Origin of the sequence: Mesorhizobium sp. M2E.F.Ca.ET.209.01.1.1 (genome assembly GCF_004010375.2) — a bacterium.
GTDB lineage: Bacteria > Pseudomonadota > Alphaproteobacteria > Rhizobiales > Rhizobiaceae > Mesorhizobium.
Window position 1 is genome coordinate 1 of the sequence record NZ_SADP02000799.1, and the last position, 280, is coordinate 280.

The 280-nt window shown below is 67.5% G+C and carries 1 pseudogene; it reads right to left on the reverse strand.

Annotation, left to right across the window (positions count from 1 at the left end):
* A pseudogene (locus EN852_RS37960) lies at positions 1–280 on the reverse strand (molybdopterin molybdenumtransferase MoeA); the annotation flags it as partial.

Consider the following 280-nt stretch of genomic DNA (forward strand, 5'->3'; position numbering starts at 1 on the left):
GCGGCGATGGCGTCCTTGCGGTCGGCGGCGATTCCGAGATCGAGCGCGCGGGCACCGACCGACTGTGCTGCCGCGGCGACGCCATAAGCGTTGGACGAGATGATCTGGTCCGGCCCGAGTTCGCTGCCGGGCTGCAACAGTTCGTCACCGGTGGCGATGATGGCGACCAACGGCCGTTTCACCACGCTCACTCGGGGGTGGTTGGCCGATGCCGCCAGCGACAGTGCAGCCGGGTCGAGCAAGCGCCCCTTCTCCAGCAGCACGTCGCCCTTGGAAAAAT